Origin of the sequence: Saccharothrix sp. HUAS TT1, from assembly GCF_040744945.1 — a bacterium.
Taxonomy (GTDB): domain Bacteria; phylum Actinomycetota; class Actinomycetes; order Mycobacteriales; family Pseudonocardiaceae; genus Actinosynnema.
On sequence record NZ_CP160453.1, the window covers coordinates 6,266,255 to 6,289,573 of the forward strand.

22 protein-coding genes are annotated in these 23,319 nt (G+C 74.2%); 11 read left to right on the forward strand and 11 right to left on the reverse strand.

Annotated elements, in window-relative coordinates; translation table 11 throughout:
* The first annotated feature begins 30 nt into the window (after positions 1-30).
* The gene (locus tag AB0F89_RS28160) at positions 31-1,443 is read left to right on the forward strand and encodes a PLP-dependent aminotransferase family protein (RefSeq protein WP_367139022.1); all 1,413 of its coding nucleotides are present in this window, start codon (positions 31-33) and stop codon (positions 1,441-1,443) included.
* On the opposite strand, the gene AB0F89_RS28165 is transcribed toward AB0F89_RS28160, so the two are convergent.
* Entirely contained in the window at positions 1,440-1,703 is a 264-nt protein-coding gene (locus AB0F89_RS28165; protein WP_367128637.1) for a heavy-metal-associated domain-containing protein, read from the reverse strand. The genes AB0F89_RS28160 and AB0F89_RS28165 overlap by 4 nt on opposite strands.
* Positions 1,704-1,861: 158 nt before the next feature.
* Between AB0F89_RS28165 and AB0F89_RS28170 the strand changes: the two genes are divergently transcribed.
* Positions 1,862-2,380, forward strand: coding sequence for a hypothetical protein (locus tag AB0F89_RS28170; RefSeq protein ID WP_367128638.1), 519 nt, complete (start codon positions 1,862-1,864; stop codon positions 2,378-2,380).
* Between the two features lie 93 nt (positions 2,381-2,473).
* On the opposite strand, the gene AB0F89_RS28175 is transcribed toward AB0F89_RS28170, so the two are convergent.
* Both AB0F89_RS28175 and AB0F89_RS28180 read right to left on the reverse strand, forming a co-directional pair.
* Positions 2,474-3,724: an SGNH/GDSL hydrolase family protein gene (locus AB0F89_RS28175; RefSeq protein WP_367128639.1), complete on the reverse strand. Its 1,251-nt coding sequence runs from the start codon at positions 3,722-3,724 to the stop codon at positions 2,474-2,476.
* A 5-nt stretch (positions 3,725-3,729) separates the two neighbouring features.
* Positions 3,730-4,398 (reverse strand): polysaccharide deacetylase family protein, encoded by a 669-nt coding sequence (locus AB0F89_RS28180; RefSeq protein WP_367128640.1) that lies wholly within the window; start codon positions 4,396-4,398, stop codon positions 3,730-3,732.
* 372 nt (positions 4,399-4,770) lie between these two features.
* On the opposite strand from AB0F89_RS28180, the gene AB0F89_RS28185 reads away from it, so the two are divergent.
* Positions 4,771-5,943 carry a hypothetical protein gene (locus AB0F89_RS28185; RefSeq protein WP_367128641.1) on the forward strand — a complete coding sequence of 391 codons (1,173 nt, stop codon included), beginning with the start codon at positions 4,771-4,773 and terminating at the stop codon, positions 5,941-5,943.
* Between the two features lie 39 nt (positions 5,944-5,982).
* Here AB0F89_RS28185 and AB0F89_RS28190 read toward each other — a convergent pair whose 3' ends face one another.
* Positions 5,983-6,762 carry an endonuclease/exonuclease/phosphatase family protein gene (locus tag AB0F89_RS28190; RefSeq protein ID WP_367128642.1) on the reverse strand — a complete coding sequence of 260 codons (780 nt, stop codon included), beginning with the start codon at positions 6,760-6,762 and terminating at the stop codon, positions 5,983-5,985.
* Positions 6,763-6,880: 118 nt separating this feature from the next.
* Here AB0F89_RS28190 and AB0F89_RS28195 point away from each other — a divergent pair, with 118 nt between their 5' ends.
* The 3 genes from AB0F89_RS28195 (at position 6,881) to AB0F89_RS28205 (ending at position 9,930) form a co-directional block, all read left to right on the forward strand.
* The gene (locus AB0F89_RS28195) at positions 6,881-7,774 is read left to right on the forward strand and encodes a LysR substrate-binding domain-containing protein (protein ID WP_367128643.1); all 894 of its coding nucleotides are present in this window, start codon (positions 6,881-6,883) and stop codon (positions 7,772-7,774) included.
* Between the two features lie 66 nt (positions 7,775-7,840).
* Positions 7,841-8,755 carry a 5-dehydro-4-deoxyglucarate dehydratase gene (gene kdgD / locus AB0F89_RS28200; protein WP_367128644.1) on the forward strand — a complete coding sequence of 305 codons (915 nt, stop codon included), beginning with the start codon at positions 7,841-7,843 and terminating at the stop codon, positions 8,753-8,755.
* 26 nt (positions 8,756-8,781) lie between these two features.
* Positions 8,782-9,930, forward strand: a complete 1,149-nt coding sequence (locus AB0F89_RS28205; RefSeq protein WP_367128645.1) for a mandelate racemase/muconate lactonizing enzyme family protein — start codon at positions 8,782-8,784, stop codon at positions 9,928-9,930.
* 77 nt (positions 9,931-10,007) lie between these two features.
* Here AB0F89_RS28205 and AB0F89_RS28210 read toward each other — a convergent pair whose 3' ends face one another.
* On the reverse strand, positions 10,008-10,799 hold the full coding sequence (locus AB0F89_RS28210) for a hypothetical protein (RefSeq protein ID WP_367128646.1): 792 nt from the start codon (positions 10,797-10,799) through the stop codon (positions 10,008-10,010).
* 175 nt (positions 10,800-10,974) lie between these two features.
* Between AB0F89_RS28210 and AB0F89_RS28215 the strand changes: the two genes are divergently transcribed.
* Both AB0F89_RS28215 and AB0F89_RS28220 read left to right on the forward strand, forming a co-directional pair.
* Positions 10,975-11,277, forward strand: a complete 303-nt coding sequence (locus tag AB0F89_RS28215; RefSeq protein ID WP_367128647.1) for a hypothetical protein — start codon at positions 10,975-10,977, stop codon at positions 11,275-11,277.
* Positions 11,278-11,357: 80 nt separating this feature from the next.
* Complete coding sequence (locus AB0F89_RS28220; protein ID WP_367139024.1) at positions 11,358-12,137, forward strand: NPP1 family protein; 780 nt, start codon at positions 11,358-11,360, stop codon at positions 12,135-12,137.
* Positions 12,138-12,255: 118 nt separating this feature from the next.
* Here AB0F89_RS28220 and AB0F89_RS28225 read toward each other — a convergent pair whose 3' ends face one another.
* Positions 12,256-12,465, reverse strand: a complete 210-nt coding sequence (locus AB0F89_RS28225) for an MbtH family protein (protein WP_367128648.1) — start codon at positions 12,463-12,465, stop codon at positions 12,256-12,258.
* A gap of 271 nt (positions 12,466-12,736) precedes the next feature.
* On the opposite strand from AB0F89_RS28225, the gene AB0F89_RS28230 reads away from it, so the two are divergent.
* Complete coding sequence (locus tag AB0F89_RS28230) at positions 12,737-13,912, forward strand: GDSL-type esterase/lipase family protein (RefSeq protein WP_367128649.1); 1,176 nt, start codon at positions 12,737-12,739, stop codon at positions 13,910-13,912.
* 36 nt (positions 13,913-13,948) lie between these two features.
* Here the strand turns inward: AB0F89_RS28230 and AB0F89_RS28235 are convergent, their stop codons facing one another.
* From AB0F89_RS28235 to AB0F89_RS28250, 4 genes are all read right to left on the reverse strand, one after another.
* A complete protein-coding gene (locus AB0F89_RS28235) occupies positions 13,949-15,568 on the reverse strand; it encodes a hypothetical protein (RefSeq protein WP_367128650.1) in 1,620 nt (539 codons plus the stop codon).
* A 408-nt stretch (positions 15,569-15,976) separates the two neighbouring features.
* Positions 15,977-16,882: a homocysteine S-methyltransferase gene (gene mmuM, locus AB0F89_RS28240; protein WP_367139026.1), complete on the reverse strand. Its 906-nt coding sequence runs from the start codon at positions 16,880-16,882 to the stop codon at positions 15,977-15,979.
* Positions 16,883-16,917: 35 nt separating this feature from the next.
* Positions 16,918-17,880: a cation diffusion facilitator family transporter gene (locus tag AB0F89_RS28245; protein ID WP_367128651.1), complete on the reverse strand. Its 963-nt coding sequence runs from the start codon at positions 17,878-17,880 to the stop codon at positions 16,918-16,920.
* On the reverse strand, positions 17,877-18,578 hold the full coding sequence (locus AB0F89_RS28250) for a substrate-binding periplasmic protein (RefSeq protein WP_367128652.1): 702 nt from the start codon (positions 18,576-18,578) through the stop codon (positions 17,877-17,879). The genes AB0F89_RS28245 and AB0F89_RS28250 overlap by 4 nt, the downstream gene beginning before the upstream one ends.
* A gap of 204 nt (positions 18,579-18,782) precedes the next feature.
* Between AB0F89_RS28250 and AB0F89_RS28255 the strand changes: the two genes are divergently transcribed.
* On the forward strand, positions 18,783-19,799 hold the full coding sequence (locus AB0F89_RS28255) for a TerC/Alx family metal homeostasis membrane protein (RefSeq protein ID WP_367128653.1): 1,017 nt from the start codon (positions 18,783-18,785) through the stop codon (positions 19,797-19,799).
* Positions 19,800-19,822: 23 nt separating this feature from the next.
* Here the strand turns inward: AB0F89_RS28255 and AB0F89_RS28260 are convergent, their stop codons facing one another.
* Positions 19,823-20,422: a phosphoribosylanthranilate isomerase gene (locus AB0F89_RS28260; protein ID WP_367128654.1), complete on the reverse strand. Its 600-nt coding sequence runs from the start codon at positions 20,420-20,422 to the stop codon at positions 19,823-19,825.
* 93 nt (positions 20,423-20,515) lie between these two features.
* On the opposite strand from AB0F89_RS28260, the gene AB0F89_RS28265 reads away from it, so the two are divergent.
* A complete protein-coding gene (locus AB0F89_RS28265; RefSeq protein ID WP_367128655.1) occupies positions 20,516-23,299 on the forward strand; it encodes an AAA family ATPase in 2,784 nt (927 codons plus the stop codon).
* Positions 23,300-23,319: the final 20 nt, after the last annotated feature.

Here is a 23,319-nt window from a genome sequence, read left to right on the forward strand (position 1 = left end):
AAGGACCAATCCCGCTAGATTGGTTCGGTGATGAAGCCAATCCCGGTCGACGACCTGGCGGGCCGGCTCGGGCGCTGGTCGGCCGGGCGCGGTTCGCTGCACCTGCTGCTGGCCGCGCGGTTGCGCGAGTTGATCGAGGAGGGGCTGCTGCCCGCCGGGACGTTGTTGCCGCCGGATCGCGCGCTGGCCTCCGGGCTGGCGGTCGGGCGGACGACCGTCATCGCGGCCTACGACCTGCTGCGGCAGGAGGGGCGGTTGACGCGGCGGCGGGGCAGCGGGACGTGGGTCGCGCCGGGCGGCGGGGCGGCGGCGGCGTTGGCGGAGACGGCGAACCCGATGTTCGTGAACCTGCTGGAGCCCCCCGACGGTGTGCTGCAGTTCGCCTGCGCCGGGCCGGTGGGTCCGCCCGAGCTGCTGGTCCAGGCGCAGCGGCGGGCGGTGGACCGGCTGGCGGCGCGGCGGGGTGGGGCGGACCTCGGTTACCACCCGGCCGGGCACCCGGCGTTGCGCGCGGCGCTGGCCGGGCGGTACCGCGAGCTGGGCGTGCCCACCGCCGAGGGCCAGGTCCTGGTGACGACCGGCGCGCAGCAGGCGTTGGCGCTGCTGGTCCGGGCGCTGGTGCGGCCCGGTGACGAGGTGCTGGCGCAGGCGCCGACCTACCCCGGCGCGCTGGACCTGTTCCGCGAGGCGGGCGCGGTGGTCCGCGCCGGCGGTGACCTCGCGGGCGAGCTGGGCCGGTCCAGGCCCGCGCTGGTCTACGCGATGCCGTCGTTCCTCAACCCCACCGGCGCGTCGATGAGCGCTCTGGAGCGCACCCGGCTGGTCCGGGCGGCGGGTGGCGTGCCGCTGGTGTTCGACGAGGTGCTGTCCGAACTGGACCTGACCGGCGCGCCGACCCGGCCGCCGACGCCCGGGGCGATCACCGTGGCGTCGTTGAGCAAGGTGGTGTGGGGCGGGCTGCGGGTCGGGTGGGTGCGGGCCGACGCGGCGCTCGTCGCGCGGCTGGCCCGGTTCAAGGCCGTGCACGACCTGGGCGGCAGTGTGCTGGACCAGCTCGCGGCAGTGGAGCTGCTGGCCGACTTCGAGGCGGTGCGGGCGGTGCGGGTCGCGTCGTTGCGGCGGCGGCACGACCACCTGTGCGCCCGGTTGCGGGAGGAGCTGCCCGAGTGGGAGTTCACGCCCGCCGAGGGCGGTCAGACGCTGTGGGTGCGGCTGCCCGGCGTGGACGCGGCGGCGTACGCGCAGGCGGCGTTGCGGCACGGGGTGGCCGTGCTGCCCGGCGGCTCGCTCGACCCGACCGGCGGCAGCGCCGACCGGCTGCGGCTGCCGTTCACCGCCGGGCCGGAGGTGATCGACGCCGCGGTGTCCGGGCTCGCCGCCGCCTGGCGCGCCTTCGCCGCCGACCCCGCGCACCGGCCGCTGGTGCCCTCGATGTCGGTCTAGGAGGCGATGGCGTCGGACAGGGCGTAACCCGCGTCCTTGACCGCCGCGGTGATCGCCGCCTGGTCGGTCGAGCCGACGACGCGCAGCGTGCCGGCGTCGAGGTCGAGCTTGACCCTGGTGACACCGGGGACCCGGCGGACCGCGTTGGTCACGGTGGCCGCGCACCCCTCGCAGGTCATGCCCTCGACCACGAACTCAAGACCGGCCGGCCGCTCCTCGTCCGAGGTCGTGGCGGCGGGCGTCTCGCAACTCTGGCACATGCGACTCGACTCCTCCGGGTTCACACCCTGCTGGGGTACCGGATCAAGCCTAGTGACGGGCACCGGACGGGACATCTCCGGGATTGCCCGATCAGGTCCAGGTGGATGTCACGGGTTCCCGACTGCATCAAGGGTTTCTCGCCGGGTACTCCCGGCCCATGCTGATGCGCGCGCTTCGCCAGGGGTTGGTGTCCGGGGTGGCCGGGGTGGTGGTCATGACCGTCGCGGAGAAGGTCGAGCAGCGGTTGACCGGCCGCCCGGACTCGCGCGTGCCCGGCCAGGTGCTGGCGCGGCTGACCGGGCGGCCCGAGTCGGGGGCGCTGAACCTGGGGATGCACTTCGGGCAGGGCGCGGTGATGGGGGTGGTGCGCGCGGTGATGGCCAACGCGGGTGTGCGGGGACCGGTGGCGTCGGCGATGTTCGCGGTCGTGCGGCTGAGCAGCGACCAGATCCTGGAGAACGCCACGGGGGTCGGCGCGCCACCCCAGACGTGGCCGCGGTCCGAACTGGTGGTCGACCTGGCGCACAAGGCGGTGTACGCGTTCGCGACCGGCGTGGTGGCCGACGCGCTGGCTTCGCGGCAGGGCCCCGGGCCGGGTCAGCGGCACGCCGCGCTGCGACCGGGCAGGCAGTCGGACGTGGGCCCACTCCCCCGCGCCGAGTCGGCCGGGCGGTGACAGCAGCGTGCCGATCCGGCCAGGCAGGGACAGCCGCGTGCCGGAGGTCCGAGTGCGGGGCCGCCCGGTGTCGGAGGCGGCCCCGCGGTCGGGTCACCGGAACAGGCGCAGGGGCACGGCGGCGGCCATGGTGGCCATGCCGGCGTCGTTCGGGTGCAGGTGGTCGCCGCTGTCGTAGGCCGGCAGCAGGCGGTCGGGCTGCCCCGGGTCGCGGAGGGCGCGGTCGAAGTCGATGACGCCGTCGTACTCGCCGCCGGTCCGGATCCAGTGGTTGACCGCTTGGCGCGCGGCCTCGTTCTCCGGGCTGAAGAAGCCGAACGCGTCGTCGCGGAACGGCGTGATGGTGCCGCCGTGGATGCGCACACCCTGGGCGTGCGCCCTGGCGATCAGCTGCCGGTGCGCGCCGATGATGTCCTCGGCGGTCACCTTCTCCGACAGCGGCGCGCTCGTGCCGGGGTGGCCGAGGTCGTTCACGCCGAGCAGCACGACCACGTGCCCGACACCCGGTTGGGCCAGCACGTCCCGGTCGAACCGGCGCAGCGCGGCCTGCCCGAAGTAGGCCGCGTACCCCTCGGCCGGGTGACCCGCGGGCGGGTTGGGGTCGTGCAGGAGCCGGTTGCCGCTGATGCCCTCGTTGACCACGCCCAGGTGCCGCAGGCCGCGCTCGGCCTGGAATCGCCGGGCCAGGACGTCCGGCCAGCGCCGGTTCGCGCCGCGGGTGGTCTCCGCGCCGTCGGTGATGGAGTCGCCGAACGCCACCACGGTCGACCCGCGCTTGCCGGTGACGCTGACCCCGGTCAGGAAGTGCCACTTGCCGAGCACGGCGGTCGGCGTGATGTCGGCGTCCCGGGTCGCGTTGCCCGCCGCGACCCAGCCGTCCTGGTACGGGAAGGCGTGCACGGTGGTCGCGGGCGTCCGGCGCGGCAGGTACAGGCTGACGACCAGGTCCGAGCCTGCCTCGACGGGCAGCGCCACCGGGTCGCTGAGCAGCGGCGCGCCGGGCGGCAGGGTGGCCGAACCCCGCCCGCCGAACGTCAGCCGCCGGTCGCTGCCCGGCTGGACCGCCGAACCCGCGCCCGCCCGCCGCGCCACCCTGGCCTCGCCCACGACCAGCGGCTGGGCGCCGAACTCGTTGGACAACCGCACGCGGACCGCGCTGCCGCCGACGCTGAGGTGCACGACCTGCCGGAGCGTCTGGTCCGCGAACGACGTGGTGTCCGAGGCGGGCACGGTGGTGGGCGACGTGGCCCACGCGCCGACCCAGGCCGACCGCGGCGACGCGGACGCCCCGGTCGGCAGCAGGAGCAGCAGGGCGGTCAGCGCCGCCGTCGCGGAGCGCTTCACGCCGGTCACCGACGGGCCGGGCGGTCGAAGCGCCAGCCCTCGGACCGCAGCTCGGGGATCAGCCGGGCCACCGCGTCCACGGTCTGGCCGCGGTCGTTCGGGCCGTCGTGCATCAGCACCACGGCGCCGTCGGTCAGGCCGTCCTTCACCCGGCGCACCAGCTCGTCGACGCCCGGCGGCTCCCAGTCGCCGATGGCGAGCTTCCAGCCCAGCGGCGTCATGCCCAGCTTGGCCGCGACCTGCGGGGTCTGGCCCCAGCTGCCGTAGGGGGCGCGGAAGTAGCGGATCGGCACGCCCGGCGCGGCGCGGTGGATGGCGGCGCTGGTCCTCCTCAGATCGGCCTCGATCCGCTCGGGCGTCCACGTGCCCATGTCGTCGTGCTTCATGGTGTGGTTGCACAGGATGTGCCCGCCCGCGACGATCCTGCGGACCAGCTCCGGGTTCGCCTCGACGTACTCGCCCCACAGGCAGAACACGGCCTTCACGTGGTGCCGGCGCAGCACGGCGAGCAGGCGCGGCGTGTCGGCCGGGTTCGGGCCGTCGTCGAAGGTGAGCGCCACCGTGCGCCCGCCGTGCCTGGTGGAGTCGACGATCACCGGTTCGGCCGCGTCGGCGGGCGCGGCGCTCAGGCCGAGCACCAGGCCGGTGGTCAGGAGGACCGATCTCCACCTCATCGTGAAACCCCTTCCGTCGGACGAGCGCTGACCACTATCAGGTCGTCATCAACCCGCCTACCAGACGTTTCGGGGAAGTTTCGGGTCTCAACTGGCAGCCCGCCGGCGGTCAGGCGGTGATCTTGCCCGCCGGGCGACGAGCCCATGACCGGGAGCTTCTGGTGATCAATTCTGCGCACCCGCCAATCGAGACGGAGAGGTTGCCAGTGTTAGCGCTAACAACTACGGCTTGTAGCGCCGGGGCGAATTCCAGCCCCGGCCGGAGGCGCACCGCGACGAGGCGGCAGCACCGGGGGCCGGACCGCCGCGGGCCCCCGCTCTCGTCGTGGCACGTGGAATGCGCCCCGATCCCGCAACGAGAGGTCTGGTGCGATGAGGCACAGAAGGTTCGGCTGGCGGTCGCTGGCCGTGGTCACCGCGGTGTTGGGCGCGCTGGCGGTGGCGCCACCGGGCACGGCCGCCCCGCGCGCGGTGACGGATCCGCGGGTCGCGGCGGACTGCGGCTCCGGCACCTGGCACGCGGAGGCGTACAACAGCGGCGGCACGTGGACCGCGCGGCGCGGCACGTCGGTCGTCTACTCGGGGTCGGACATGCGGTCGGCGGTGCAGGCCGCGATCGGCAGCCTCTCGTCGGGCCGCCGGTCCAAGGAGCGGGTCGTGGTGTGGCAGGGGGGCACGATCAGCGCCGGCGCGCGCATCTCCCTGCCCAGCTACACCACGCTCGACGTGTGCGGCACGATCAACGTGACCGGGTCCGGCTCGGGCGACCAGGCGCCGATCTACTCGCGCGGCACCACCGACGTCGAGGTGCAGCACCTCTACCTCACCGGCAGCCCGCTGTACGGCATCTTCATGCGCAACGTCACCAACGTGGTGCTCGGCCAGATCGACATCCGGGTGTCCAGCGGCCTGGGCATCCGGATCGACAACCGCGGCGACACGAGCGTGCGCAGCCGCAACATCCGCATCGACAACGTGTACGTGTCCGGCACGGGCACGCACGGCGTCGAGACCTACGGCGTGGACGGGCTGAACATCGGCACGGTGGTCGCGCGCAACACCCGGGACTCCGGCCTGCTGCTCAACGACACCATCAACGCGACGATCGGCACGGTCGACGCGGAGAACGCGGGCACGGGCACCGGTTACGCCGCGTTCCGGGTGGCGAACCGCAACGGCCGCATCAACAACAGCTACCCGACGAACGTGCGGGTCGGCCTGGTGAAGGCCCGCGGCGGCGGCCGGGGCGTGTTCTGCGTGTCCGAGAGCGGCGGCCTGGCCATCGACCGGATCGACCTGGCCAACACCGGCAACAACGCGATCCTGATCGAGAACTGCTACAACGTCACGATCGCGACGCAGGGCGGTTCGGTGAGCGGCGGCGGCGAGATCCGGCTGGCGGCGCGCTCGGACTTCCCGAACAACTCCGACATCTACCTCCAGAACCTCACCGTGTCCAACTCGTCCATCCGCGAGAGCCCGTGCGGCAACAACACGGTCTTCCGCAACAACACGCTGAACAACACCAGCCAGAACATCTGCTGACGGGTGCGGCGGGAGCGCGTCGCGCACGCGCTCCCGCTGTCAGAACGCGTAGTTGACGACGAACGCCGGGTGGTCCGTCCGGTACATGGCGTACTCCTGCGTCGACACGAAGGTCAGCGTGCGGGCGATGACGTGCTGCACGTCGCCGTCGCCCTTGCGGAACCAGCCGGAGGGGACGCAGTTCTGGGCGTTCGTCGCCGAACCGGGGCTGTACCGCAGGTTCAGGTCGCCCACCACCACGTGCCGGGTCGTCGGGGAACCGGTCGGGTCGTGGGACAGCACGGTCGACGGCACCAGTTCCCCGCACTGCGCCAACGCCGTCGTGGCGGTGGTGCTGAGGTGGGTGGTGCAGGCGGTGAAGCCGCGAACCGCGCTCAGCGCGCACGCCCACGCCCGGATCTCGTTGCCGCCGTCCTGCGCGGCGTAGGTGCCCTGACCGCCGGCCGCGATGCCCTCCTTGACGATGATCCCGCTGCCGTAGTCGCCGCGGCCGTCCGTGCACTGGGTGTTCGAGTCCGTGGACCTCTTGCGCACGAACGCGAACCGGTACTGGGCGGTCGGGCCGACGGCGGCGGTCAGGCCGGGCATGTCGGACAGGCACACCTCGTTCACCGAGACCACATCGGGCACCCGGCGCTGGATCATCGCCACCGCCTCGGGCACCGCCTGCCCGCCCTCGTAGCAGCCGGCGACGCCGCTGTTGCACAGGTTCAGCTGGAGCACCTTGAACGCGGTGGCGGCGGCGGCCGGCGCCACGACGAGGCCGCAGAGCAGCAGCGCGGCGCAGACGAGGCCGGCGACCCGGCGCGGTGGACCCATGCCGACCATGCTCACACCGGCCCGGCGGCCCGTCGTACCGCCAAGCGGAGGTCCGAACCGCCGCGGCTTCGCCATGCTGCACCCGTTCGGACGCGGGTCGGATTGATACCTTCGCGGTATGAGCTTCACCCTGGAACAGCTGCGGGGGTTCGTCGCCGTGGCCGAGGAGCTGCACTTCAGCCGGGCCGCCGCCCGGCTGGCGATGACCCAGCCGCCGCTGAGCAGGCAGATCCAGAAGCTGGAGCGGGCCGTCGGCGCGCAGCTGCTGATCCGGGACAACCGGCGGGTGACGCTCACCGCGGCGGGCGAGGTGTTCCTGGTCGAGGCCCGGCGGCTGCTGTCGCTCGCCGAGACCGCGCCGGAGCTGGCCAGGCGGGTGTCGTCGGGCTCCAGCGGCGTGGTCCGGGTCGGCTTCACCGCGGCCGCGACCTACGGCATCCTCGGCCGGCTGCTCGAAGAGCTCGCCGAGCACCTGCCGGACGTGGACGTGGAGCTGGCCGAGATGGCGACCCACGAGCAGGTCGCCGGGCTGGTCAACGAGGAGGTCGACCTGGGGCTCGGCCGGCCGCCGTTCGACGCCTCGACGTTCGGCTCCCGGCTGCTGCACCGCGAGGGGCTGGTGGTCGCCGTGCCGACCGGCCACCCGCTGTCGGCCCTCGGCCGGGACGCGACGGCCGCCGACGTGGCCCGCGAGCCGGTGGTCATGCACTCGGTCACCAAGGCGCGCTACTTCTACGACCTGGTCGTGCGGACGGTGGCGATCGCGCCGGAGAACGTCGTGCACACGGTCGGCCAGGTGCTCACGATGCTGTGGCTGGTCGCGGCGGGCCGCGGCGTCGCGTTCGTGCCCGGCTCCGCGTCCCGGCTGCGCATCGAGGGCGTGGAGTTCGTCCGGCTGGAGACCGCGGTGGCCGAGCCGGTGGAGCTGCACCTGGTGTGGCTGCGGGAGTCGGCGAACCCGGCGCTGTGGCGGGTGCTGAGCGTGCTGGAGGGCCGCACGCCGTTCCCGTGATGCCGGAACGGTATTGAGCAATGCGAAACAACTCTTGGACAGGCATCACGCCTGGTCCATACGGTGATGACCGTGACGCACCCAGCCGCTCTCGCCGACCGCCTCGCCTCCGGGCTGCTCTCCTTCCCGGTCACCCACTTCGACGCCGACCTGCGGTTCGACGAGGTCCGCTACCGCGAGCACCTGGCCTGGCAGTCGGACTTCGACGTGGCCGGCCTGTTCGCCGCGGGCGGCACCGGCGAGGGCTTCTCGCTCACCCCGGCCGAGGTCGACCAGGTGGTGCGGGTGGCCGTCGACGCGGTGGGCGGCAGGGTCCCGGTCATCGCGCCCGCCACCGGCGCCACCGTGATGGCCGTGGCGCAGGCGCGGGCCGCCGAGGACGCGGGCGCGTCCGGCGTCCTGCTGTTCCCGCCCTACCTCACCGAGGCCGGCCGGCGCGGCTTGGTCGAGCACGTGTCAGCGGTGTGCCGGGCCACCAGGCTGGGCGTCATCGTCTACAGCCGCGCGAACGCCGTGCTGACCGACGTGGCGGTGGCCGAGGCCGCCGACCGCAACCCCAACCTCGTCGGGCTCAAGGACGGCGTCGGCGACATCGAGCAGATGACCCGCACGTACGCCCGCGTCGGCGATCGGCTGGTGCACATCGGCGGCCTGCCGACGGCGGAGACCTTCGCCCTGCCGCTGCTCCAGCTCGGCGTGACCACGTACTCGTCGGCGCTGTTCAACTTCGTGCCCGGGTTCGCGCTGCGGTTCTACGCCGCGGTCCGCGCGCAGGACCGGGTGGCCGTGTACCGGATGCTGAACGACTTCGTCATCCCCTACCTGGACATCCGCGACCGGGTCCGCGGCTACGCGGTGTCGATCGTGAAGGCCGGGTTGACCGCGGTCGGCCGCGACGGCGGTCGGGTGCGCCCGCCGTTGAGCGACCTGACCGCCGACGAGCTGGCCGAGCTGGCCGAGCTGGTCCGCCGCGTCGCCTGACCACCGTCGCCGATCGGAGGAGTCCCGTGCCGCCCACCCCCGCACCGCCGGACCGGATCACGTCGGTGGCCCTGTCGTCGGTGGCGCTGCCGCTGCCGACCGGGATCAGCGACGCCAAGGTGCTCACCGGTCGGCAGCGGCCGATGACCCAGGTGGCGCTGCTGTTCGCGGAAATCCGCACCGAGGCCGGGTTGGAGGGGATCGGTTTCGGCTACTCGAAGCGCGCGGGCGGGCCCGCCCAGTTCGCCCACGCCCGCGAGGTCGCGCCCGACCTGATCGGCGAGGACCCCAACGACATCGCCCGGCTGTGGACCAAGCTCGTCTGGGCGGGCGCGTCGGTCGGTCGCAGCGGCGCGGCCACGCAGGCGCTGGCCGCGTTCGACATCGCCCTGTGGGACCTCAAGGCCAAGCGCGCCGGCCTGCCGCTGGCCAAGCTGCTCGGCGCGCACCGCGACTCGGTGCGCTGCTACAACACCTCCGGCGGCTTCCTGCACGAGACCGTCGAGCAGATCAAGGACAACGCCACCGGCACGCTCGAAGCGGGCGTCGGCGGCATCAAGATCAAGGTCGGGCACCCGGACCGGGCCGAGGACCTGCGCCGCGTCGCGGCCGTGCGCGACCACCTCGGCGACGGCGTGCCGCTGATGGTGGACGCCAACCAGCAGTGGGACCGGCCGACGGCGATGCGCCTCGGCCGTGCGCTGGAGGAGTTCGACCTGGTGTGGATCGAGGAGCCGCTGGACGCCCACGACGTCGAGGGGCACGCCGAACTCGCCCGGTCGCTGACCACCGCCGTGGCGTCCGGCGAGATGCTGACCAGCGTCGCCGAGCACTACGAGCTGATCCGGGCCGGCGCGGTGGACGTCCTGCAGCCCGACGCGCCCAGAGTCGGTGGCATCACCCAGTTCCTCAAGCTCGCCACCCTCGCCGACCACCACCACCTCCAGCTCGCGCCGCACTTCGCGATGGAGATCCACGTCCACCTGGCCGCCGCGTACCCGCGGGAGCCGTGGGTCGAGCACTTCGACTGGCTGCACCCGTTGTTCGACGAGCGGTTGGAGATCAGGAACGGGCGCATGCACCTGTCCGACCGCCCCGGTCTCGGCATCACGATCAGCGACCAGGCCCGTGCGTGGACCGTCGCCTCCGCCGTGGTCGACGCTCCCCCCGCGTGACGGCTTCGGGGCGGAGGAGCCTGCTTCCACCTCGTGTCGCCGCCGACGGATCGGCGCACCCGGCGGTCCACTGTGGACTAAACGCCCACCCCGACGCCCCCGAAGTTGTCCGGCTCACCTCGCGGCGGTCGCGTCGGCGAGGGCGGTGACCGGAACAGGGCGGCCACCTCGCGGTCGGGGTGGCCGCGGACCATTCCGTCGAGCGCCACCCGCGCACCCGCGCCCTCCCGGCCCGCGGCCAGGGTCCGGGCGTGCTCCCGACCGCGCGCGGTGGTGGCGTAGCGGTTCCACCCGTGCCGCGCGGTGACGGCGTCCTTGAGCACCGCCGGGACCCAGGACGTGAGGGCCACGACGGCCAGGATCCCGACGCCGGCCACCTCGTGCGGGGTGACCACGACGAGCGCGGCGGCACCGGCCGCCGTGACGAGCATCGCCCCCGCCGTCGCGCGCGGCGCCCAGCGGAACCGCTGGTAGCCGTCGGTCCGGCGGAGCAGGTCGGCGTCGACCAGGGCGTTCACGATGCGGTCCTCGTCACCGGTGTCCCGCCGCGGCCCGACGACCTCGGACTCGAAGTCGTCCGCGGGCTCGGCCCCGGGAGCCGGCATGACCTCGACCCGGCCCCCGCCCCCGGTCAGCGCGATCGCACCGCGCGCGTGCAGCCGGGCCAGCGCCACGTGGCGGAGGTGGTGGGACCCGGCCGCCAGCATCGCGATGGCGTAGTCCACCGGCAGGTCGTCGGTCAGCACGAGCGGGCGACACGCGGCCCTGCGCCGCCGCTCCCGCCGGGCGACGCGCAGCAACGGCGCGAGCACGGCCGCGAGGAGCAGGCCGTACCCGAGCACTCCCGCCATCCACACCAGGGCTCCCACGCTCACCATGGTCGTCCGTGAACACGAGTGCGCGCAGCGGCTGGACGGGTGTCGCGAGCCCTTCCCCGGGACGGCACAGGTGGACGTCGAGTCCGCTGTGCCTCATCCTGCTGCTGGGCCCGTCGGCGCTGGACCTGTTCCGGCCGGCGGCGCAGACTGGCCGTTCCCGGCCGAAGTGCTCGTCAGCCTGGACCAGGCGGCGCAGCTCGGGCTGATCGTCTTCATGTTCCTGCTCGGCTGCGAACTGCGCACCGACCGGGTGGTGAGCTGGAAGGTCGTCGGCGGCGCGGTGCTCGGGTTCGCCGGTGCGACCCAGCTGATCGGCCTGCGGCACGGCCTGATCAGCCGGGACGAGCGACTGGCCGGGGTCCGGCCGCCCGCCGCCATTGGATCATCCACTGTGGACGATCAGCTGCCGGTCGACCGGTCGTGCGGTGTTCGCCCGCTGTTCGCCCGCGCGCGACCATCGGCGGGTTGACCGGGATCGGGCCGGGACGGGAACCTCGGTGCCCCTGCCAATCGCCACCGGATGGAGGCATGGTCGTCGTGACCACCCGGATGACGCACCGCACCCGCCGCGCGCAGCGGCCCGTCGTGAGACTGCTGACTGCGTTGCCGGTCGCGGCCCTGCTCGCGCTGCTCGTGCCCGGAGCCGCGTGGGCCGAACCACCGCGCGCGCTGCCGGCGAACTTCGCCGCCGAGGACGGCAAGTGGCAGCCGGCGTTCGACTACGACACCGACGGCTGCTACCCGACCCCGGCGATCTCGCCGAGCGGCGAGGTCGCGACCGGGTTGAAGAACTCCGGCGCCCTCAACGGCCAGTGCCGCGACCGGTCCGACCTGGACAACACCAACTCCTACTCGCGCTCCAAGTGCAACAACGGCTGGTGCGCCTACCTGTACGACCTGTACTTCGAGAAGGACCAGGCCGTGCCGCTGATCGACTGCTGCGGCCACCGCCACGACATCGAGCACGTGGTCGTGTGGGTCAGCGGCGGCCAGGCGCAGTACGTCTCCACCTCCGCGCACGGCCGGTACTCGACCTACCCGCGCTCGCAGGTCGCCTGGGAGGGCACCCACCCCAAGATCGTCTACCACAAGGACGGCGTGAGCACGCACTGCTTCCGCCTCGCCGGCGCGACCGAGCAGCCGGAGAACCACTACGGCACCTGGCAGTACCCGGACCTGGTCAGCTGGGACCGCTTCCCGGCGGGCGTCCGCGACGTCCTGGTGAACGCGGACTTCGGCAGCGCGAGCCTGGCCATCAAGGACGGCGCGTTCAACCACAACCTCGGCCTGGCCAAGCCGAGCGGCATCCCGTTCGACCCGAACGCCTGACGCCCGACCGGAGACGAATTCGACCCGCATTTGTCCGGCGGCCCGGTATCGGGAACAAACACCGGGCCGCCGCGCCGGGAAAGGCGCGGGCGGCGGAACCGTCCCGCGGCGGGACGGCCTAATCCTCCGCGTTCTCCACGAGGCCGGTGGGCCGCAGGTCGGTCCAGTTGCGCTCGACGTAGTCCAGGCAGGTTTGCCGGTCCGACTCGCCCAGCACGACCTGCCAGCCCGATGGCACCTCGGCGAACGAGGGCCACAGCGAGTGCTGCCCCTCGTCGTTGACCAGCACCAGGTACCTGCTTTCGAGGTCTTCGAAAGGATTGGTCACCGATTCCTCCACCAGACTGGCGAATTCCGCCATTTCGACGCTACACAGCGCAGTGCGCACACTCAACCCCGGCGACGACCGCGCATTGCGGTCGAAGTCGAACGAACATCCGCATTCACCGGGAGTGCGCCCGCGGCCGGTCACGGTGGGAGAGTCGCCGTCACCCACCTCGGGCGACCTCGCCCACCATCGGGTTCACTCGATTCGACGCCGTTCTGCCCGCCGCTCCCCGCTCCTACGGTTGCCTGACCGCACCTAGGAGTTGAGGCCCATGTCCGGTGCCCGTCGCAGCCGAGTCGTCGTCACCGTCACCGCGATCGTCGCCCTGGCCGTCACCACCGAGGCGAGGGCCGCGCCACCGGCCGCCGCCGAGACCGCCAAGCCCGTCGCCGTCGTCTCGCTCGGCGACAGCTACATCTCCGGCGAAGCCGGGCGCTGGCGCGGCAACGCGCTCACCAACGCGGGCGACAAGTGGGGCACCGACCTGGCGGTGGAGTGCGAGGCCGGCGAGTGCACCGCCGATCCCCGGCGGATCTACGGCGCCACGCACAGCTCGACCGACATGTGCCACCGCTCGACGTCGGCCGAGATCATCACCGCCGCCATCCCCGACGCCAAGCCGCTGAACCTGGCCTGCTCCGGCGCGACCACCGGGGACGTGCGCCGCGGCGATCCGGCGCGCAACCAGCCCAACCAGCTGGAACTGCTGCGCGCCGCGGTGCGCGACCACCGCGTGGAGCTGGTGGTGCTGTCCATCGGGGGCAACGACCTGGGCTTCGGCGACATCATCGCCGACTGCGTGAAGGGCTACCTGTCACCCTCGCCGTACGAGTGCGGCCCGAAGTGGGCGCCGACCATCGCCGGGCAGCTCGACCGGGTCCGGGCGGACGTCGGCGCGACGGTGAAGGCCGTCAAGGACGTGCTGGACACCGCCCAGGGCGCGGGCAGCTACCAGTTCGTGCTCCAGTCCTACCCGGCGCCCATGCCCGCCGCCCGCGACTTCCGCATCCGCGAGAGCGGACCGCGGTGGGCGGAGGGCGGCTGCCCGGTGTGGGACGCCGACGCCGACTGGGCGCGCCGACAGCTCGTGCCGACGATCTCCGCCCAGCTCAGGGAAGTCGCCGGGAACCGCGACGTCCGGTTCCTGGACCTGCAGGACGCGTTCGACGGCCGCGAGGTCTGCGCCAGGGGCTCCAGGCAGGCGCACGCGGGCAACAGCAACGCCAGTCCGCTGCCGGGCACCGAGGCGGAGTGGGTGCGCTGGGTCGTCACCGGGTACTCGGCGCAGGGCGACCGCCAGGAGAGCATGCACCCCAACCACTACGGCCAGCGCGCGCTGGGCACGTGCCTGCGGCTGATGCACCAGAAGAAGTCCGGCGACTTCGCCTGCCACAACACCCCCGACACCGGTCCGGCCCGGATGACGCTGTCCGCCATCACCGGGTGATCCCGGTGGTGGACCCGTGGTCGAGCGGGAGCCGGGTCAGTCGCCGCCGACCTCCACCCGGACCAGGCACGGCGCCAGGTCGCGCACGTCGTCGTCCACCACCAGCGGCACCGCCACGAGTGTCCGGCCGGCCCGGCGCAGGGCGGCGACCAGGGCGTGGCAGCGCGGGTCGTCGGCGGGCTCGGACCGGCCCGGTTCCGCGACCCACCGCGTGACGTCCACCGGCAGGCCGCACTGCCAGTGCAGGACCGCCCGCTCCACCGCGTCGCGCAGGGCCTCGGCGGCGGTGGTGGCGCAGGCGGTGATCGTCGCGCCGGCCACCCGCAGCGAGAAGGCGGGCACGCCCAGCACACCGCCCAGGTCCACCACGCCCACGTCCACGCCCTCGGCCCACAGCAACCGCAGCAGCTCCCCCGCCCGCTCGTCGCCCACCTCCCGCACCGCCGTGGCGAGGTCGCACGGCCGCCCGGTCTCCACGCGCCCGGCGACCAGCGCCTCGCAGTGCGCCCGCAACCCGGCCGCGACCGCGTCGCCCCACGACCGACCGGCGGCCACCCCGACCGGCGCGTGGTACGGCGACCGCGCGTCGACCGCCGTCACGGCGCACGTGTGGCCGGTGAGCAGGTCGACGCGCTCACCGCCGGGGTCGACCAGGCTGGCGTACGTCGCCAGCCCGGCCAGCGCGGCCCGCCACCGGGCCTCGTCCCGGTCACCACCCCAGCCCGTCACCACCGGCGCGGGGGTCCCGGCGGGCAGCGCCGACTCCGGGTCGGACACCGACGCGCGGCACACGGCCAGCGGCGCCTGCGGCAGGCCGTCACCGGTCAGCCGCCGCAGCACGCCGACCCGTTCGTCGACGTACCGCCCGATCCGCTCGGCGAACGCGGCCACGTCCACCTCGGCGCGCGGCCGGATGTCGCCGCTCACCAGGTACGGACGGGGCCGGTGCCCGTGAGCGCGCAGGTCGCGCAGGTCGATCCGCGTCACCACCGGCTCCCCGGCGTCGCCGCTCACGCCCGTCAGGTGGGTGAAGCACGACAGCGCCAGCCGCGAGGCGATCACGCCGCACGCCGAACCGGTCAGCAGCCCCTCGCCGCCCCGGCGCGCGTCCAACCGCCGCCAGCACGAGTCGGCCGCGACCCGGTCCGCCGGGCCGACCTCCGTCACCCACACCTCGTCGCGGCCCACCAGCACCTGACCGGTCGCCACCCCGGACCGCGCGCAGGCGCGAGCCGCCGCGATCAGGTCCTCGCGGCGGTCCGACACGCACAGCAGCAGGTCGGTCCCGGCCAGCGCCAACTCCGCGTCGAAGGCGACCTCCTGCGCGCTGTCACGCGTCGCGGCGCGTGCCACGGCCCGCAAGCCCGCCAGGTCGTCACCGCCGGCCCGCACCACCACCCGCCGCCAGCCCGAGCGCAACCCGGCCTCCAGCAGCGCGGCCGGCACCGGCCCGGACCCCAGCAGGGTGACGCGAGCCGCGCGCAGCCGCTGGAACCGCTGCTCGGCCGAGTCCGCCGCGCACCGGATGAACGCGATCTCCGGCTCGTAGACCCGCCGCTCCTCCTCGCTGAGCGCGCCCGGCCGGTCGGCCGCCGCGTCCGCGAGCACCCGATGATCGGGCGACGACCGGACGTCGGCACGAAGTCGTGGGCGCATGGCGGACCTCCGCGAACCTCCCCGGCACGCGAGGCCGGCTCGGTTGTCGAAGGTATTGGAGGTCGCCCGGCGGGGACCGGCGTCGAAGCGTGACAACCGACCACGGTGGGGTGATGACGAGGAGTCACCACCGCTGTCGGCCGGGCATGGGCGCCACCCCTCCACCCGACCTCCGGACCGATGGAGAGACCCCTGCGATTGCGCAGTGCGATTCTCAGCGTCCTCGCCCTGGGCGGGTCGGGGCCGCACTCCGCCGGCTACGGGACGACGCTCCGACTGACCAACCACACGCTCTACCGGCCCGACACCCTGCCCGCGGGCGTCAAGCCGCCGATCGTGGCCCGGGGCAACGGCGCGGGTTCGTCCGGTTCGGCCGATAGCTGCTCGCGTGCGGCCCGGGACAGGGGGTCAGGGGCTGTCGTCGCGGTCGGACAGCGCGGCGGCCAGTTCGGCGATCAGCGGTGGCCCGACCTGGCAGCAGCCGCCGACCAGGCGCGCGCCGCCCTCCACCCACCCGGCCACCCGCCGCGGTTCGAGGGTCGGGGCGCCGGTCCAGCCCCGGGCGTCGGCGTCCCAGCCCTCGCCGCTGTTCGGGTACACCACGACGGGCTTGCCGGTCACCCGCCGGGCGACCGCGACCGCTTCGTCGACGTCGGCCGGGTCGCAGCAGTTCACGCCGACCGCGATCACCTCGGTCACGCCCCGCACCACCTCGAACGCCTCGGCCAACGGCTGACCGGCGCACGTGCGACCGCCGCGCGCGCTGTACGACAGCCACACCGGCACGCCCGACCCGGCGACCACCTCCAGCACCGCCTCCGCCTCCGCGACGTCGGGGATCGTCTCGACCGCCAGCACGTCGGCCCCGGCGTCGGCCAGCACCTCGATCCGCGGCCGGTGGAACGCCGCCAGCGCGGCCGGGGACAGCCCGTACCGGCCGCGGTACTCCGAGCCGTCGGCGAGCATCGCCCCGTACGGGCCGACCGACGCCGCCACCCACCGGGGTCCCTCCACTTCGGACGCGGCGCGGCGGGCCAGGGCCACGCTGCCACGCAGCAGGCCGGTCGTCTCCGCCGCGGTCAGCCCGAGCCGGGCGAAGCCCTCGAACGTGGCCTGGTAGGAGGCCGTGATCGCGACCTCCGCCCCGGACCGGTAGTAGGCCAGGTGGGCCGCCCGGATCGCGTCCGGGTCGGCCGGCAGCAGGCGGGCGGACCAGAGGGAGTCCGAGAGGTCGTGCCCGGTGGCTTCGAGCGCGGTCGACAGGCCGCCGTCGAGCACCACCGGCCGACGGGCCACGACGTCTCGCAGGGCCACCACTCCCCCACCGTAGGACAACCGTCGGAGCGGCGTCAGGCGTCGTCGGCGACCTCGATCCGGGAGACCGGGGCGACGACGAGGTCGTGCACGCGCCAGTCGAACCCGCGCGCCCACCGCTGCAGCTCCTCCAGCCGTTGCACGAGCCGGTCGGCGCCGTCGACCGGCACGACCAGCAGTTCGCCGACGAACACGTGCCCTTCCTCGCGCAGGCGCAGCCAAGCGTCGGCGACCCAGTCGTGGTCGAGCACGGCGGCCAGCAGCTGGTCCGGCAACGGGTGCGGGCGGCTGCCGTCGACCACGCGCGGCTTGTCGTCCATCAGGTCGGACACGGCCGCGCGGGTGGTGCGCACCCCGTCGCGGACGATGTCGCCGCCGATGATCAGCGCCGCCACCGCGTCGGCCCACCACAGGCCGAACCCGATGCCCAGCACGCCCAGCACCGCCGCGCCGGCGGTCAGCCAGTCGGCGCGGTTCATCTCGGCGTCCGCGTAGAGGACCTTGTCGTGCAGCTGCCGGGCGATCCGCATCTTCGCCCGGCCGAGCAGGATGGCGGGGACCATCGTCGCCAGCAGCACCGCGATCATCAGCCAGCCGAGCCAGAACCGGACGCCGAACACCTCGACCAGCCCGATCGGCGCGCGTTCACCGGCCGCCAACCGCACCGCCGAGTCGTAGACGACGTAGCCGCCCAGGCCGAGCAGCGCCACCGAGCCGGCCAGGAACGCCACGCTGACCGACCGGTGGTAGCCGTAGGGGAAGCGCGGGTTCGGGGCCCGGTTGCGGAACCGGGCGGCGATCAGGAACGCCGCGGGCGGCACCAGCCCGAGCATGTCCTCGATCCAGGCCGCCTTCATCGCCTGCGACTGGCCCAGCGTCACCGCCAGCAGGGCGACCGCGGCGAGGAAGAACGCGATCGTCCACCACGCCAGCCGCACGGCCCGCCGGTGCAGCGCGGCCTTGTCCTCGGGCAGCTCGAACCGGTCGTAGACCTTCACGCGCCCACCTCCGCGGCCTCGGCCAGCAGGCGGTCGACCTCGCCGCCGGGCAGCTCCGCCAGGAACCGCTCCACCTCCACCTGCCAGCCGTTCTCCCCCAGTGGCACCGCCCACACGTGGCTGCGCTCCAGCAGGACGTGCCCACTGGCCCGCAACCCCAGCCCGGCCACCCGCCAGTGCTCCACCACCACCGGCAGGCCGCCCGCGTCGACCGCGTCGGCCACCGGCGACACCACCGCGTCCTCCTCGGCCAGCGCGGCGGCCTCGTCGGTGCCGGCGCGCACCGCCACCCGGACCCCGGCCAGGTCGTCCGGGACGTCACCGGCCGCGGCGACGAGCACCCTGGTCGTCGCGTACGGGCGGGTCAGCGAGGCGTGCTCGATCCACGGCGAGTTCGACTCCAGCCCGCCGACGACCAGGTCCAGCTCCCGCTGCTCGATCGCGGCCATCAGCGCGGCCTCCGAGCCGCGCCGCCACTGCACCCGCGCGCCCAACCGCTCGGCCAGCCGCCGCACCAGCTCCGGCTCCGCGCCGGAGACCGCGTCGTCCGCCTCACCGCCCAGCACCGTCCACGGCCGGTTCTCGGTCACGCCCACCCGCAGCACACCGCCGCGCACGCCGTCGAGCGTGCCGTCGACGTCGTGCGGCAGCCCGCACCCGGCCACCAGCACCGCGACCAGCAGCAGCACCCGCCACATGCGCCCTCCCTCGGACCTCGGTGCCCGAGTACCCAGAAGTCGCGCGATTCGATCACCGGGGTGCGCGGCCCCGCTCCAGCGGGCCGGGGCCGGCCCGAGACCCGATCATTGAGGACGGTGCCCGCGCCGGGACCACAGTGGACAAATCGGACACGGCGTTGGGTAATGTGTTGGTAAAGCCCCTTGGGAAGCGAGGAGTCACGCATGCTCCAAATCAGCGCGCTCACCTGGATCGTCACGGTGGGGCTGGTGTTGGCGCTCCTCGTGGTCGACCTGGTGCTGGCCGCCCTCCGGCCGCACCGGGTCGGCTTCCGGGAGGCCACCGCCTGGTCGGTCGGCTACATCCTGGTCGCGGTGGCCTTCGGGGTGTGGCTGACCATGGCGCACGGCGGCGAGTTCGGGACCGAGTACTTCGCGGGCTACATCGTCGAGAAGAGCCTGTCGGTCGACAACCTGTTCGTCTTCGTGATCATCATGACGACGTTCGCCGTGCCCGAGGAGCACCAGCACAAGGTGCTCACGTTCGGCATCATCATGGCGCTCGCCATGCGCGCGATCTTCATCGCGCTCGGCGCGGCGCTGCTGTCCCTGTTCTCGTTCATGTTCCTGCTGTTCGGCCTGCTGCTGATCTACACCGGCATCCAGCTGTTCCGGCACCGGGACGAGGACCCCGACGTCGAGAACAACGTGGTGGTGCGGTCCGCGCGCCGGGTGCTGCCGCTGTCCACCGAGTTCGACGGCGGCAAGCTGTTCACCTCGGTCAAGGGGCGGAGGGTCGGCACGCCGCTCCTGATCGTGCTGGTCGCGATCGGCGGCGTGGACCTGCTGTTCGCGCTCGACTCGATCCCGGCCGTGTTCGGCATCACCGAGGAGCCCTACCTGGTGTTCGCCGCGAACGCGTTCGCGCTGCTCGGCCTGCGCGCGTTGTACTTCCTGGTCAAGGGCCTGCTCGAACGGCTGGTGTACCTGTCGGCCGGGCTGGCGGTGATCCTGGCGTTCATCGGCGTCAAGCTGATCCTGCACTGGGCGCACGTCGACATCGACCCGCGGGTGCCGGAGATCGCCACCCCGGTCAGCCTGGCGGTGATCATCGGCATCCTCGCCGTGGTGACCGTGGCCAGCCTGCTGAAGACCCGCCGCGACCCCGCGGCCAAGGCCCACCCGGGCTCCCTGCGCGGCCGGTCCCGGCAGGGGGGCGAGAAGGGTCCGACCGAGGGGTGAGGCGGCGCGCGGTGGGGCGGTGGTCAGGCGGCGCGGGCGGCGGAGATGAAGGCGCGCATCAGGCCGTGGTCCTTGACGCCGCGGCTCGACTCGATGCCGCTGGACACGTCCACGCCCCACGGCCGCGCCCGCGCCACCGCCTCCGCGACGTTGTCCACCCCGAGGCCGCCCGCCAGCAGCCAGCGGCCCTCCGGGCGGGCGCCGTCCAGCGCGGTCAGGTCCCACCGGCGCCCCGAACCCGCCACCGGCGAGTCGAGCAGCAGCATCCGCTCCCCGTACGCGCCCACCCGCACATCGGTCCCCGCCGTCAGGGCGACCGCGCGGACCAGCGGCACGCCGGCCGCGGCCACCTCCTCGAACGCCGCCCTCGGGTAGTCGCCGTGCAGCTGCACGGCGCCGAGGCCGGACTCCTCGGCGAGCCGGCGCACCTCACCCGCCGGCACCCCGCTGAACACGCCGATGGACAGCACGTGCGGCGGGACCTCGCGCGCCAGCAGGCGGGCCGTGCCCACGTCGACCTGCCGCGCGCTCGCGCTCAGCACGAACCCGACCGCGTCGGCCCCGGCGTCCACGGCGGTGGCGACGTCGGCCGCGGTGCGCAGCCCGCACAACTTCACGTACATGTCCCCGACATTAGCGGTGACCTTCACGCCGCCGACCCCGTGGTCGACAGTGGTGCGTCGCGGTCGACGCGCGGGGGAAGGGTGGCCGGGGGCGTGCAGCTGGTCGGACGGGAGGCCGAGGCCGCGGTGGCGGTCGGGGTGCTCGACCGGGCCCGGACCGGGACCGCGTTCCTGGTCGTGTCCGGCGAGGCGGGCATCGGCAAGACCTCGCTGTGGGAGCACGTGCTCGAGGAGGCGCGGCAGCGCGGGCACGTCGTGCTGTCGTGCCGACCGGCCGAACCGGAGGCGCGGCTGTCCTACGGCGGCCTGATCGACCTGCTCGACCGCGTCGACGGCGCGCTGATCGCCCGATTACCCGGCCCGCAGCGGGCGGCGCTGGACGTCGCGCTGCTGCGCCGCGACGCCGAGGACGGCGCCGGAGACCCGCGAGCGGTGCACGTCGCGGTGCTGAACGTCGTGCGCGCGTTGGCCGCGCGGTCACCGCTGGTGCTGGCGGTGGACGACGTGCAGTGGCTGGACGAGCCCAGCGCCGCCGTCCTGGAGTACGCGCTGCGCCGCCTGGCCGGCGAGCACGTCGCGGTCGTGCTCTCGGTCCGGTCCGCCGACGGGGACGCGCCGCTCGGCCTGGCCGGTCGCGAGGACCTGACCCGGCTGCGGCTGGCCGGGCTGAGCATCGGCGCGCTGCACCGGCTGGTCCGCTCCCGCCTGGGCACGCCGCTGTCCCGGCCGACGCTGATCCGCCTGCGGCAGGCGTGCGGCGGCAACCCGCTCTACGCCCTGGAGATCGCCCGCGCGCTGCCGGACCTCGGCGGGGTGGTCGCGCTCGGCCACCCGCTGCCCACGCCGCGGGCGGTCGGCGAGCTGCTGGCCGACCGGCTCGCCGCGCTGCCGGAGGGCAGCCGGGACGCGCTGCTGTGCGCGGCGGCGCTGTCGCAGCCGACCGTCGACCTGGTGCGCCGGGCGCTGGGCGACCCGGACCGGGCCGAGCGCGCGCTGGTCGACGCCGAGGACCACGGCGTGATCGAGATCGAGTCGGGCGCCATCCGGTTCACCCACCCGCTGATCGGCTCGACGCTGTTCTCCTCGGTGTCGGGCAGCAGGCGCCGGATGGTCCACCGCAGGCTGGCCGAGGTCGTCGGCGACCCGGAGACCCGCGCGCTGCACCTCGCGCTGGGCACCGACGGGCCCGACGCCCGGGTCGCCGCCGCCCTGGCCGAGGCCGCGCGCGACGCCCAGGCGCGCGGTGCGCCCAACACCGCGGCCCGGCTGTGGGAGCTGGCCGGGGCGCACGCGGTCGAGCCGCGGCACCGGGCCGTCTCGCTGGCCTCGGCCGCCGTGGCCCGCTGCTTCGCCGGTGACGCGCCGGGCGCGGGCGAGCTGATCAAGGCGTTCAGGCCGGACGACGTCCCGGCGGGACCGGAGCGGGCGGTGGTGCTGCTCGACCTCGCGCTGGCGGTGTTCCTGGTGGACGGTCCGGTCGCGGCGACCACGCTCACCGACCAGGCGCTGGCGCACGTGGGCGACGACCCGGTGCTGCGCGCCACCGCCTACCTGCGCCGGTCGCTGTTCTGCCAGCACGACACCCGGCTGCGGTGCCGCAACACCGAGCAGGCGCTGGAGGCCATCGCCGGGCACGAGGACGACGCGCCGACCGACCTGGTCGCCTGCATCCTGATCTCCAGCGCCTACTACCGGCTGCTGGCCGGGGTCGGCCTGTTCACCGCCGACGTCGAGCGCGGCGCGGCCCTGGTGTCGCCGACCAGCCAGGTCCGGGAGGCCCGGATGGCCCGCAGCACCCTGCGCGTGCTGACGAAGTACCTGGACCCGGTGCGCGCCCGGGAGCGGATCGAGGCGGCCCACCGGGAGGAGGCCGGGCGCGAGGACGAGGCGGTGGTCGTGCACGAGCTGGTGCACCTGGCCGAGCTGGACGTCTGGTTGGGCGACTGGGCGCGGGCCGGGCAGCGGGCGGCCGAGGCGGTGGAGGGCGCCGAGCAGACCGGGCAGCGGCCGTGGTTCGCCTACGCCCTCTACACGCGCGCGCTGGTCGACGCGCACCGCGGCCGGTGGGAGCAGGCGCACGACGCGGCGACCCGCGGCCTGCGGGTCGCCACCGAGCTGGACGACCCGTGGGTCGCGGTGCACCAGCGGGCCGTGCTCGGGTTCGTCGAGCTGTCCCGCCGGTCGCCCGCGGCGGCCCGGGAGCACCTGACGGCCGCCGCGGCGTTGTGCGACGAGGTGGGCATGGCCGACTTCCCGATCAGCTCCCTGTACGGCGACCTGGTCGAGGCGGCGGTGGAGCTGGGCCGGCAGGCCGAGGCGGCGAGGTTGCTGGCGGAGCTGGAACACCGGCGCGACCGCGCGCCACGGCCGTGGATCACCGTCGTCACGGCCAGGTCGGGCGCTCTCGTGCGGATGGCGGGCGGTGACCCGGACGGCGCGGAGGCGGCGTTGGCGGCGGCCGACGAGGCGCTGCGCCTGCTGCCGATGCCGTTCGAGCGGGCCCGCACCGACCTGGTGCGCGGCCGGGTCCTGCGGCGACGGCGGGTGAAGCTCGCCGCCCGGGAGCCGCTGCTGGCGGCACGGCGGGCGTTCGACCGGCTGGGCGCGCCGTCCTGGGCGGACGAGGCCGACGCGGAGCTGGCCAGGCTCGGCCTGCGGCGCGGTGACGAACGCGGCGCCGAGCACGAGCTGACCGCCTCGGAACTGCGGATCGCACGCCTGGTGGCCGCCGGGATGAGCAACCGGGAGGTCGCGGGGGCGGCGTACGTGACCGCCAAGACGGTCGAGGCGCACCTGACCCGCATCTACCGCAAGACCGGCGTGCGCACCCGCCGGGAACTGGCGCGGCTGGACTTCCTGCGGGAGCCGGAGCGGTAGCGGGTCGGCGGGTCGATTGT

Excerpts from the sequence above, each read along its gene's own strand:
- AB0F89_RS28160 (WP_367139022.1), top strand. The coding sequence starts at position 31 with ATGAAGCCAATCCCGGTCGACGACCTGGCGGGCCGGCTCGGGCGCTGG.
- AB0F89_RS28165 (WP_367128637.1), bottom strand. The coding sequence starts at position 1,703 with ATGTGCCAGAGTTGCGAGACGCCCGCCGCCACGACCTCGGACGAGGAG.
- AB0F89_RS28170 (WP_367128638.1), top strand. The coding sequence starts at position 1,862 with ATGCTGATGCGCGCGCTTCGCCAGGGGTTGGTGTCCGGGGTGGCCGGG.
- AB0F89_RS28180 (WP_367128640.1), bottom strand. The coding sequence starts at position 4,398 with ATGAGGTGGAGATCGGTCCTCCTGACCACCGGCCTGGTGCTCGGCCTG.
- AB0F89_RS28185 (WP_367128641.1), top strand. The coding sequence starts at position 4,771 with ATGAGGCACAGAAGGTTCGGCTGGCGGTCGCTGGCCGTGGTCACCGCG.
- AB0F89_RS28190 (WP_367128642.1), bottom strand. The coding sequence starts at position 6,762 with ATGGGTCCACCGCGCCGGGTCGCCGGCCTCGTCTGCGCCGCGCTGCTG.
- AB0F89_RS28195 (WP_367128643.1), top strand. The coding sequence starts at position 6,881 with ATGAGCTTCACCCTGGAACAGCTGCGGGGGTTCGTCGCCGTGGCCGAG.
- kdgD (WP_367128644.1), top strand. The coding sequence starts at position 7,841 with ATGACCGTGACGCACCCAGCCGCTCTCGCCGACCGCCTCGCCTCCGGG.
- AB0F89_RS28220 (WP_367139024.1), top strand. The coding sequence starts at position 11,358 with ATGACGCACCGCACCCGCCGCGCGCAGCGGCCCGTCGTGAGACTGCTG.
- AB0F89_RS28230 (WP_367128649.1), top strand. The coding sequence starts at position 12,737 with ATGTCCGGTGCCCGTCGCAGCCGAGTCGTCGTCACCGTCACCGCGATC.
- AB0F89_RS28235 (WP_367128650.1), bottom strand. The coding sequence starts at position 15,568 with ATGCGCCCACGACTTCGTGCCGACGTCCGGTCGTCGCCCGATCATCGG.
- AB0F89_RS28250 (WP_367128652.1), bottom strand. The coding sequence starts at position 18,578 with ATGTGGCGGGTGCTGCTGCTGGTCGCGGTGCTGGTGGCCGGGTGCGGG.
- AB0F89_RS28255 (WP_367128653.1), top strand. The coding sequence starts at position 18,783 with ATGCTCCAAATCAGCGCGCTCACCTGGATCGTCACGGTGGGGCTGGTG.
- AB0F89_RS28260 (WP_367128654.1), bottom strand. The coding sequence starts at position 20,422 with ATGTACGTGAAGTTGTGCGGGCTGCGCACCGCGGCCGACGTCGCCACC.